At 32.6% G+C, this 10,987-nt stretch carries 5 protein-coding genes and 5 pseudogenes; 4 read left to right on the forward strand and 6 right to left on the reverse strand.

Going from position 1 to position 10,987, the window contains the following annotated elements; translation table 11 throughout:
• Positions 1 to 53: 53 nt before the first annotated feature.
• The 4 genes and pseudogenes from AC1RYN_RS12950 to AC1RYN_RS12965 form a co-directional block, all read right to left on the reverse strand.
• Positions 54 to 566 (reverse strand): annotated as a pseudogene (locus AC1RYN_RS12950) (methionyl-tRNA formyltransferase); the annotation flags it as partial.
• A pseudogene (locus AC1RYN_RS12955) lies at positions 566 to 2,453 on the reverse strand (RecQ family ATP-dependent DNA helicase). The pseudogenes AC1RYN_RS12950 and AC1RYN_RS12955, both read right to left, overlap by 1 nt.
• A 65-nt stretch (positions 2,454 to 2,518) precedes the next feature.
• Positions 2,519 to 3,077, reverse strand: a pseudogene (locus tag AC1RYN_RS12960) (AAA family ATPase).
• A gap of 298 nt (positions 3,078 to 3,375) precedes the next feature.
• Entirely contained in the window at positions 3,376 to 4,299 is a 924-nt protein-coding gene (locus AC1RYN_RS12965; protein WP_481807300.1) for an alpha/beta hydrolase fold domain-containing protein, read from the reverse strand.
• A gap of 228 nt (positions 4,300 to 4,527) precedes the next feature.
• On the opposite strand from AC1RYN_RS12965, the gene AC1RYN_RS12970 reads away from it, so the two are divergent.
• The 4 genes and pseudogenes from AC1RYN_RS12970 (at position 4,528) to AC1RYN_RS12985 (ending at position 7,853) form a co-directional block, all read left to right on the forward strand.
• Positions 4,528 to 4,824: a DUF493 family protein gene (locus AC1RYN_RS12970; RefSeq protein ID WP_481807301.1), complete on the forward strand. Its 297-nt coding sequence runs from the start codon at positions 4,528 to 4,530 to the stop codon at positions 4,822 to 4,824.
• 2 nt (positions 4,825 to 4,826) lie between these two features.
• Positions 4,827 to 5,558, forward strand: a complete 732-nt coding sequence (locus AC1RYN_RS12975) for a DUF4290 domain-containing protein (RefSeq protein ID WP_481807302.1) — start codon at positions 4,827 to 4,829, stop codon at positions 5,556 to 5,558.
• A gap of 95 nt (positions 5,559 to 5,653) precedes the next feature.
• Positions 5,654 to 6,964, forward strand: a pseudogene (gene murA / locus AC1RYN_RS12980) (UDP-N-acetylglucosamine 1-carboxyvinyltransferase).
• Positions 6,965 to 6,977: 13 nt separating this feature from the next.
• Positions 6,978 to 7,853, forward strand: a complete 876-nt coding sequence (locus AC1RYN_RS12985; RefSeq protein WP_481807303.1) for a cation diffusion facilitator family transporter — start codon at positions 6,978 to 6,980, stop codon at positions 7,851 to 7,853.
• Positions 7,854 to 8,129: 276 nt separating this feature from the next.
• On the opposite strand, the gene AC1RYN_RS12990 is transcribed toward AC1RYN_RS12985, so the two are convergent.
• A complete protein-coding gene (locus AC1RYN_RS12990) occupies positions 8,130 to 10,622 on the reverse strand; it encodes a DUF5686 and carboxypeptidase regulatory-like domain-containing protein (RefSeq protein ID WP_481807304.1) in 2,493 nt (830 codons plus the stop codon).
• 84 nt (positions 10,623 to 10,706) lie between these two features.
• Positions 10,707 to 10,949, reverse strand: a pseudogene (locus AC1RYN_RS12995) (type II 3-dehydroquinate dehydratase); the annotation flags it as partial.
• Between the last annotated feature and the right edge of the window lie 38 nt (positions 10,950 to 10,987).

Consider the following 10,987-nt stretch of genomic DNA (forward strand, 5'->3'; position numbering starts at 1 on the left):
ATGTATTGCTAAGGTTAATACATGCTCCTGTTGTTAGGGAGGCAGCACCTGTGCATTAATCGATCGTGCAACTGTCCACGTTTTCGGTAGGTTCTATTTCTATTACTTAACTCAGATCATAGCTCCAGTGTCGATTTTGTCTATCTATAAAAAAAGGAGGTAACGCCAGTTTTTGTTTCTCCATTTATTATAGCCCAGTTTATAGGAGCAGCACCACGATAATTTGGAAGTAGGGAAGCATGAAGATTAAAAGTTCCTAATGAAGGCATTTCCCATACAGCTTTAGGTAGCATTCTGAATGCTACTACAATTTGTAAATTAGCATTAAGGGATTTTAATTCAGATAAAAAAGCTTCGTCTTTTAAATTAGTTGGTTGTAATAAAGGAAGATTATTGGCTAATGCGTATTCTTTAACAGCTGAATATTTTATTTTTTGACCACGACCTGCTGGTTTGTCTGCTGCAGTAATAACTCCTACAACATTATAATTGTTCTTTATTATAGTATCCAGATTCCGAACGGCAAATTCAGGAGTACCCATAAATATGATTCTTAATTTTTCCATTATGACTTTAAAGTGTATTTATTATTCGGTTTTATTATAATGTGATTTTCTTCTAGTAGTTCTTGTAGTGCATGTACAACATCATCTGCACTATTATTAGTTCGAGTCTGGATATCTCTTGAGCTTAATTCTTCCGTTTTTAATAAATCTAGAATATCTTGCGTAATCGAATTATTAGGTTTTTTTACCTTCTTGGTAATGCAATAAGAGCAAATGCCACAATCGGTAGTTGTTTTTTCTCCAAAATAATCTAGAATCAGTTTGTTTTTACATGTTTTATCTTCCTTTACATAATCTAAAACCGATTTTAATTGATCCTTTTTTAGATTGTTTTGTTTCTCTAGATATTTTGAAACCCTGTTAATTGTGTAGTTGTCTTCGCGTACTTCATTGAATAATATAGAGGCATCATTATTTTTGCTGTTATATTCAATAATGTCTTTTTCTTTTAGTTTTTGCAGAACAGTATGAACTTCAGCTTCAGTGCTGCTCGATTTTTTTGCAATAAGTTGTAGGTTAAAGGTGTTTTCATTTCGTAATACTGGATATGTATGTAAAATGGCAAGAATGATTTCCTCGTCATTCGAATTTAGGCTTATATATCGAATAACTTCTTTGGATTCAATAAGAAACTGCATGGTAATTTTTTCTAAAAAACCTTGTGATAAAGTAAGGATACCCTGGCGATCCAGAAATTGTAATGCATTGTATGTTTTTAAAGTAGGGAAATCGTATTTATGACAAAAATGATTCAGGTTAAAAGTAAACTCTTCATTGATTCCTTCGCCGTAGGCAATCTGGAAATAATTACAAAGTTTGACATACATTGTATTCAGGAATTTTTTGTCAGCTAAATTTTGTATAAACTGACTTTCGGCATTGGCAGTGTCAGATGCGCTAGTGAGAAAACAGAAAAGACTTTTCTCCATTACGCCCAGCACGCCCAGATTCCTGATAATAATTTTCGATATTTTCGGGTAATTGAGTGTGAATTACAGTTTTTACGTTTGGTTCATCCATCCCCATTCCAAAAGCATTTGTAGCAACAATAACTTGCGCACTTTCATTCATCCACAATTGCATATTTTTATCTTTTTCTTTAGTCGAAAGACCACCATGATAATAGGTAGCTTTAAAACCTAAAGATTGTAATTGAGCCGAAATGGTTAAACAAGATTTTCGGTTTCGTACATATATAATAGAAGGCTCTGGATTTTTTTTCAAAATCTGTTCCGTTCTATATATTTTATCTTCAACTTCAAAAACCATATAGGCAATATTTTTTCTGGCAAATGATTGCTGGAAAAGTTTAGTATCTTTTAATCCTAATTGGGTTTTGATGTCTTCAATAACTCTGGGAGTTGCAGTAGCGGTCAGAGCAAGGAACGGAATTTTAGGAAACAATTTCTTTAGTTCAGAAATTTTAAGATATGCTGGACGAAAGTCATGTCCCCATTGCGAAACACAATGAGCTTCATCTATTGCGATAAAATTTATAGGTAAGTTTTTTACACGATCAAGAATCCAGTCTGATTGAAGTCGTTCAGGAGATAGGTATAAAAATTTGTAATTTCCATACTGGCAATTGTCTAGAAGATTAATGATTTCTTCAGTATTAATTCCGCCAGTAAGAGCAATTGCTTTAATATCGCGTTTTTGCAAATTAGCAACCTGATCTTTCATTAAGGCAATCAAGGGCGAAATTACAAGACAGATTCCTTCTTTCATCATTGATGGAACCTGAAAACAAATTGATTTTCCACCACCAGTTGGCAATAAGGCAAAAGTATCTTGACCGTTTAAAACCGAATCGATGATTTCGTTTTGTAAAGGGCGGAAACTGTCATGTTTCCAGTATTTTTGAAGTATTGCTAATGCTTCTTGCATTTGTCAGGATTAAAGTTAACAATTTAGAAAACAGCTTCTAGTTTTACCAACCTTAAAGACTCTGACTAAATTTTATCTAAAGATATAAAGAATTCGGTTAGTCACAGTGTCTTTTGGAATCCTCAATTAGTTCGTAGCCGTATTTTTTATACGTTTCTACAAGATGGCTGTAAATGGTTTTTGCTTGTTCAAAGTTTTCGTAACGTTCACCGTCACTCATGTAGATTTCTTCCCAAGGTGGAAGTAAGAAATATTTTGGAATACTTGCAATCTTCACATGCTGTTTTAAAATGGCTCGGATATTCATCACCTATATAATCCATATAAGCAACAACATCAGGAATTCCTCGATCAATAAAAACTACTTCCGCAGGTTCTTCTTGAGCGCTTTCGAATTGCTTTATCCGTCCTTCTAATAGTTTTTCACTAAATAACAAGGGCTTTTCAAGAAACAGTTGTTTGATTTCCTTCTTTTTGGGCCTCAAGAGTTACTTGTCTAGAAATTTCGGGATAACAGCAATATCCATCGGCTACTAAACCATCAATAATTGTAGACTTTCCCGTACCTGGGCCACCAATAATAACAATAATTTCTTCTGCACTTTCTAAAAATAAAGTGCAAATTTACCTAAACTTATTGGTATTACGCAAGATTATTTTTTCAGAAGCGAACGATTATTTTTTTTAGTAAGTAAACTTCCTGTTGTTTGCTTCGGTTGTTTGCTTTTTTCTTTAAAAAATAAGAGGGATTTCGCTTTCATTAAGATTAATGAAGTTATGTTGTTTTTGAATTAGGATTAATTAAGCTAAAGTATGTTTATTGTACGTATTTATAACCGTTAGCCTACTTTTTTACATTGAGAAAATAAGAAGAGTTAAGTTTGATTTTAATGAAGCTTAATACCCTTTAGATGGGATTAATCTAGTTGCAAAATAGATATTGTGATAAATCTTCTGATTTCTTAGTATTTGGGATTATAATATGTGATTCGAATTCTCTTTTTGTAAGCACATTGTTTATAAAATCTAAAACATAATTGGGTTCTTTTCCGAATAAATAACCACAAAACTCATGTCTGGCACCGCAAGAAGTAATGAGTTCAATATTTTTCTTTAACGAAATCATATGGTTGTAAACAGCGTAAGAGCCCGAAAGCGTCATGAAACCTTCAGACTCTTTAGGACAGGAACGATGTGAGCCTGTTGCATAAGGTACAGTAGGATCTTCGCTTCCATGGGAAAGTAACATCGCAATTGGATTTTCAGATGTAATTAAATCTACATTCAGAATAGCTCCATATCTTCGGATTAAGCCTTTGTATCTAAAGTTTTTCGGTAAATTATTAGAGTATAAATTCATTGATTTATAATCCCAAAAAGCAGCATGAAAGCGAATTTCGCCACCAGCACTAATTCCTGCATGTAAAATTTCGGAATCATCTATGTTGTATTTTTTTTTGTTTTTAATCAAATAAGAAGTGGCCTGCCAAGCATCACTAACAGCAATTTGTATCGTTTTGATTTTTTCAGATAGTATTGAGTTGCATCCAAAATCTTTTCCCTTCATGTATAAAGTATATGAGATATTCGCAACAGCAATTCCATTTTGTGCAAGGCTGCTAGCGAAATTTTTCTCGCCAAAACGATCTCCACCAGAAAATCCGCCACCATGAGCAAAAATCACGAGAGGTGTTTTTTTAGCTGTTTTTGTTTCAGGTAAATACAAATCAAGTTCTAATTTAATAGAATCATTCTGAAAGTAGGTTAAGGTGTTGATTTCTTGTGCAGTAATGCAATTTGAAATAAAAAAGAGGGTAAGGAATAGATAGAAAAAAGGCATTTTCATTGTGGTGGGTATTTATTATAGGGCATGTTCAATTAATCAAAGATAAAAGAATAAAATAGGATAGGCTAAATTCTGTTATTTTAACAATTTTAAATAGTATTATTTGGTGTTGTAAAAGAGGAAAATAAGGCTAATTTTAGCTAATGTTTCGCATTGTAAAAAAATCCCAAATGCTAAATATAAAATCTCAAATCAAAACCGTATATTTGCGTTTATTTTAATGAAAGAATGGACGAAGATAAAGAAAAAACCACCGCTGAATTTTACGAAAGATTAAAGGTTGAGTTAGACAATAGTAACGCTTGGCCAGCAGAGTATTTGTTCAAATTTATCATGCCTTCAGTAGGCGATAATGTCGAGCGTGTAGAGAAAGCTTTTGATTGCATGGGAGCAGTAATTAAAACTACAAAATCCAAAACAGGTAAATTTACCAGCGTTTCGGTAGATGTTACTATGAAAAGCTCAGATGAAGTAATTAGTAAATACCAAGAAGTTTCTGTAATTGAGGGTATAGTTTCACTATAATTATGATCGAAAAATATAAAAAAGAAAATGCGAATGATGTTGTTTTTAATTTAGAATACAATTCTGAAAGACAACATTTAATCATTCCAGAGTATGGTCGTCATTTGCAAAAATTGATAGATCAGGCTACCGCTATTGAAGATGTTGAACAACGCAACAAAGCTGCCAAATATATTATTCAGGTGATGGGAAGCTTGAATCCGCATTTGCGTGATGTACCCGATTTTCAACACAAACTTTGGGATCAGCTTTTTATTATGTCTGATTTTAAATTAGATGTTGAATCACCATACCCAATTCCATCTCGTGAAGTATTGCAGCTAAAACCAGACGTGTTAAAATATCCGCAAAATTACCCAAAATACAGGTATTATGGTAATAATATCAAATACATGATAGATGTTGCCAACAAATGGGAAGAAGGCGAAATGAAGAATGCATTAGTATTGGTAATTGCCAATCATATGAAAAAATCATACCTAAGTTGGAATAAGGATACTGTAAAAGATGATGTTATTTTTGAACATTTGTACGAACTGTCAGATGGAAAGATAAATCTTTTGCAAAGTTCAGAAGAGCTATTAAATACAACCGATTTATTACGTACAAATAAACGTATATCAAATAAAATCACACCAGCAGGGCAGCCTAAAATTCAGAATAATAAGAATGTAAAAGGTCCTGAAAATCAAAACCGTTTCAAAAAAATAATAATCAAAAATAAAAGTTGCTAAGTATCTAAGTGATTAAGTTGCTAAGTCTTTAATATTTGTAAAGAGAAACCTTAGAATCTTAGAACCTCAGTAACTCAGAATCTTAAAAAAGTAATATGGGAATTTTTAAAATCGAAGGTGGAATTCCTTTAAAAGGAGAAATCACTCCACAAGGAGCAAAAAATGAAGCATTACAAATTTTGTGCGCAGTACTTTTAACCTCAGAAAAAGTAAAGATTAATAACATTCCTGATATTATTGATATCAATAAATTAATTACGCTTTTAGGAAATCTAGGAGTGAAAATTCAAAAGAATGAACCAGGTTCAATAACATTTCAAGCTGATGAAGTGAATGTGAATTACCTAGAAACGGAAGCCTTCAAGAAAGAAGGAGGGGCACTTCGTGGTTCAATCATGATTGTTGGGCCGCTTTTGGCACGTTTCGGAAAAGGATATATTCCTAAGCCAGGAGGAGATAAAATTGGTCGTCGTAGATTAGATACACACTTTGAAGGATTTATTAATCTAGGAGCTAAATTTAGATATAACAGAGAAGATCACTTTTATGGTGTTGAAGCCCCAGAAGGATTAACAGGTACAGATATGTTACTTGATGAAGCATCAGTAACAGGAACTGCTAATATAGTAATGGCTGCAGTTTTAGCAAAAGGAAAAACAACAGTTTATAACGCAGCTTGTGAGCCTTACTTGCAACAACTATGTAAAATGTTAAACTCTATGGAGCTAACATTAAAGGAGTAGGTTCGAACTTATTAACGATCGAAGGTGTTGAAAGTTTAGGGGGTTGTGAGCACAGAATTCTTCCAGATATGATCGAAATAGGATCTTGGATTGGGTTAGCAGCTATGACTAAAAGCGAAATTACTATAAAAGATGTAAGCTGGGAAAACTTAGGTTTGATTCCAAATACATTTAGAAAGTTAGGAATTACAATAGAAAAACGTGGAGATGATATATATATCCCTGCTCACGTAAATGGATATGAAGTAAAAACAGATATCGATGGATCAATCTTAACTATTGCCGATGCGCCATGGCCAGGGTTTACACCTGATTTATTAAGCATCGTTTTGGTTGTGGCAACGCAAGCAAAAGGAGATGTGTTAATTCACCAAAAAATGTTCGAAAGCCGTTTGTTTTTCGTTGACAAACTAATTGACATGGGGGCAAAGATTATGTTGTGTGATCCGCATAGAGCCGTAGTTATGGGGCATAACTTTGAAGTCACAATTAAAAGCAACTACAATGTCGTCTCCAGATATACGTGCTGGAATATCATTGTTAATTGCAGCATTATCAGCAAAGGGAACAAGTACGATTCAGAATATAGAACAAATCGACCGTGGATACGAACGTATCGATGAGCGATTAAGAGCAATTGGAGCAAAAATCGTGAGAGCGTAGATATAATTCTCAAATGACGAATGAACAAAAAGCTATAAAAGCTACATACTTTAGTATTATAGGAAACACCTGCTTAGCCATTATAAAAGGCTTGGCAGGTTTTTTTGGCAATTCTTATGCCTTAATTGCAGATGCAATAGAGTCAACTACAGATATATTTTCATCATTTTTGGTTTTATTTGGAATCAAATATTCAAGCAAGCCAGCAGATGAAAATCATCCATACGGACACGGACGCGCCGAGCCTTTAGTTACCTTTTTGGTGGTTGGTTTTTTGATAACATCAGCAACAATTATAGGATACGAAAGTATTGCCAACATCCAGAATCCGCATGATTTGCCAAAATCTTGGACACTATATGTTCTGGGGGCTATCATTATATGGAAAGAATATTCTTTTCGATTGGTAATGAAGCGTAGCAAACAAACTAATAGCTCATCATTGGCCGCAGATGCATGGCACCATCGTAGTGATGCGATTACGTCTGTAGCAGCATTTATTGGTATTTCGATAGCATTGTTCATGGGTAAAGGGTATGAGGCAGCAGATGATTGGGCAGCACTTTTTGCCGCTTTTTTTATTTTATACAACAGTTATAAAATTTTTAGACCAGCACTAGGCGAAATTATGGACGAACATCTTAATGATGATTTAGTTGAAGAAATTCGAATAGAATCTTTAACTGTTGTAGGTATTCTAGGAACCGAAAAATGTTTTATCCGTAAAGCAGGAATGAAATATCATGTAGATCTTCATGCTATAGTATCTGCTAAAATTTCGGTAAAAGAAGGGCATGAATTATCACATAAATTACAAGATACACTAAAAGAAAAAATACCTCAATTAGGGAACGTTTTGATTCATATTGAACCAGATGATTATCATTGATTTTTAAGGTTCAAAGTTTTCTTTAAAGGCTCAAAGTATTTGAGGTAATAAGGTAAATTTGGTCAATTTTTTTTACTTTGACAAAGATAGTAACGAAGACAAAAAAACGAAATCCGTTTATTCTTTTATAGAGTAAACGGATTTTTTATGATTCAAAGGAACAAAGATTCATTCTTAAAACTTTATTTAAGCAGTTTTATATAATAAACAAGATGTGGAATTTGGCTTATTAAAATCTGTCTGATCTGCTTTAATCTGCGTGAAATTATCACTAAGCTATTCTAGAATATTAAGAAACTTCAAACCGAAAACAACTCCGTTTTGCTCTATTCCATTTTGATAAGAGTGAACATAATCTATACGAAACATTCTAAATTTCCCAAAACCAAGATTGTCTAACCCAATTGTGAATTCTGAATACGGTTTAGTATTTGGAATTTCAAGAGAATGGAATCCTATGTTTAAAGTTGATTTTAATTTATTCAATAAAGGAATCTTATTCATAATATATCCATTGTCATTGTGTTCCATATGAACTTCAAAATAGCTGTCGTTTGTACTATTGCTATAATAAGGTAGCAGATTAAAAACATTTAAGTAGCGATTGGCCTGACCGATATGAGTTTGGTTTCCGTTAAAATGTTTGTAATCCATAAACGCAATGTTCTCAGCATTAAAAAACTTACCCGCTTTAATGTTGATTCCTAAGAGCCCTTTATTTCCTATAGTTAAGTCATATCGTATAGCGGCGCTAATAAGATCAAATTCATATTTTTTCTCATTTGCAGCCAAAGCTTTTTCGTAGTTTAAATATAAAGTTGGGTATTTCTCATTTCTAACATTATATTTTCCGTCCGGTCTTGAAATGTATTTATTGCCAAAATTGATTCTTGTAGTCAGATTTACTTTTACTAAATGATGTTTTTCAAAAGGTGAATTAATAAAGTCATTTGGCGTAAGCGGATTATTAGAAGAATATAAGTCGTCTTTATTAAAGAAAGAGTAATCGGTTGTATTAAAAAGAGGCTTACGTTGTTCATAAGCAACTTTTCCATTTAGGGTAATGCCATTGGCAATGTTTTGGTAATAGGCCAGTTGAGCAAACTCGAGATTGTAAGCTTTCATGTAATTGTCCTTGAAAAATAAAGAACTAACCGAATTGATGAAACTGCTAATAGGTTCGTTACTATTAAACTGCTTTACCTTGGTTCCTCCAGAAGCAACAATGGTAGCGTAATTTTGATGATTAAAAGTGTGCTTGAATTCTCCAGTAATACGTAATCTTTCATCAGAAAAACCATAGTTGATTGCAGTGCTTATAGAAGTTTCATTACCTTTTTCTTCGTTCCATTTCCTGTAAGAAAATCCAGTGCCAAGATTAAAACCCTGAACAGTATTAAAACTAAGGGCGCTCAAGTCTAATAAGCCGTTGTATTTAAATGAATATTTCTCGAAAGTATTCTTGTGCAAATGTCCAAGTAATATATCAGAAAAATTAAACTTGTTGTTTTTAGCATCAATTGAATCGGTGTATTTTCTTGAAGTTCGAATAGTTTGTAAGCTGTCTTTTTTGGTGTAATCGGTACTTTCTTCAATTGTTAAAGGAATTGGACGGATAGTATTCCAATAAGAATCGTCTTTTTTATTAGCATTAGCTTCAAAACTTACAATTTCATTAGAGAAAGTTTTCTTTTCAAAATATTCTGGGAATTCATAATTAGTATAAACATAATTAAACTTTCCTGTAAATTGTATGCCAAAAGCACCTGCAGTAAAAGATAAACTTTGAGCATTTTTAGCCCATAATTTGTTTTTAGAATTATAGCTAAAACTTTGTTTTAGATTCATTATTTGAGTGATCTCATTTTTAATTCGATACCCTTTAATATCAAGATCAATAGCATAAATAGCAAAACTATCATCAATAATATAAATGTAACCTTCAAAAACGGGTTCTTTATCGCGTTTTGGTATAATCTTTATTTTATTAATTTCTTTATTGTTCTCGTCAAAGAACGTTCCTTCGAGCTTGTATTTGTAATAATTAAAGGCATTATCAGCAATAGGAGAAATCATGTTTACACCAAATTTCAAGGTATTATTGTAAAAATCATAGGTTGATAAACTAGCTGTATTATAACTAAAGCCTTTATTGTTTCCAGAAATTTTTGAGGCAATAATTTTCTCTTTTAAATTATTGGGTTTCTCAAACGTTATTTTAGAAATTGTTTCAGACAGATATAAAATTCCAGTTCCAGTAGAATCAAGATTGGAAGCCATTTCGTCATTAAGGTCTACTTTTATTCCCATGATTTTTTTTGGTAAATCCTTTATTTTGAATAAACCTTTAGAATAGAAATCAGCAGTATAACGGCTAGTTTTTTCTGAATTTTTCTTTTTGTTAGCAATGGCATTTTTTATAATGTCATTTGCAGGATTATTTTTGGGATTAATAATTACTTCATTAAGAGTAAAGTTTTCTTCTTGTAGCTTAACATCTAAAGTATAAGATGCCGAAGAGATATTGGTAATAGTTAGTTTTTGAGTTTTGAACCCTAAAAATTGAAATATGATTTTATTCTTGCCTATTTCCTTTACGTTGAGTTGGTATTTTCCTTGTTCGTTAGAAGTGGTGCTGTTATAAGTGTTTTCTTCGAAGACAGAAACAAAAGGCAAAGGTTTTCCATTCTCATCAGAGATAGTTCCTTTTATTTGGGCGTTATTTGAAATAGAAAATAATAAAAAAGTAAATAGAAAAAAGTTTTTCATAAATAGGTTCATTTCTTGTTTCAAAAATAGAAGAACTTAATAATGAACCTATTAAAACTATGTTAAAAATATATAGTGTTTTAATTATATAAAAGAGCGTATGGCAAGCTCGTAACTTTTTAAGCCAAAACCAAGAATAACACCTTTGGCATTCCCAGAGATATACGACTGATGGCGGAAGCTTTCGCGCGCATAAGTGTTGGATATATGTACTTCTATAACAGGAGTAGTCACAGCTTTTATTGCGTCGCCAATACCTATAGATGTATGTGTGTATGCGCCAGCATTTAAAATAATACCATCGTAGGTAAAACCAAATTCTTGAAGGTGCTGCCTCCCTAACAACAGGAGCATGTATTAACCTT

Source organism: Flavobacterium sp. TC780, assembly GCF_056783245.1.

What these genes read in the sequence shown, in the direction of transcription:
- AC1RYN_RS12965 (WP_481807300.1), bottom strand. Translation starts at nt 4,299, where the DNA reads ATGAAAATGCCTTTTTTCTATCTATTCCTTACCCTCTTTTTTATTTCA.
- AC1RYN_RS12970 (WP_481807301.1), top strand. Translation starts at nt 4,528, where the DNA reads ATGGACGAAGATAAAGAAAAAACCACCGCTGAATTTTACGAAAGATTA.
- AC1RYN_RS12975 (WP_481807302.1), top strand. Translation starts at nt 4,827, where the DNA reads ATGATCGAAAAATATAAAAAAGAAAATGCGAATGATGTTGTTTTTAAT.
- AC1RYN_RS12985 (WP_481807303.1), top strand. Translation starts at nt 6,978, where the DNA reads ATGACGAATGAACAAAAAGCTATAAAAGCTACATACTTTAGTATTATA.
- AC1RYN_RS12990 (WP_481807304.1), bottom strand. Translation starts at nt 10,622, where the DNA reads ATGAAAAACTTTTTTCTATTTACTTTTTTATTATTTTCTATTTCAAAT.